Raw genomic sequence first — 330 nt, forward strand, 5'->3', positions numbered from 1 at the left:
TGACGAATTAAGGATGATGCAGCGGGAAGCCGCATCCGTATGGAATGACATCGTTCGAGAAGCCACTTCTTATTATTTCACGTGTAAAAAGTGGCTGAGTAAAACAGAGATTCAATCCATTCGAAAACAAACCTACGATCTTCATTCTCAAACCGTTCAAGCGATTGCGGATAAATACGCAGCGAACCGTGAAACGATCCGGCAGCTGCGGAAAACGGACAAAAAAGCAAAATACCCATGGCGGAGAAAGCGCTATTATTGTATCCCGTTAAAAAAAGCGTCCATGACCATTTCCAAAGACACGATCACGATTAAAAAAGCGGAATATGG

The 330-nt window shown here is 43.3% G+C and carries 1 pseudogene; it reads left to right on the top strand.

Annotation, left to right across the window (positions count from 1 at the left end):
* Positions 1-13 precede the first annotated feature (13 nt).
* Positions 14-330: pseudogene (locus ACZYRN_RS19325) on the top strand (RNA-guided endonuclease InsQ/TnpB family protein); the annotation flags it as partial.

This window comes from Domibacillus sp. F004 (assembly GCF_057814295.1).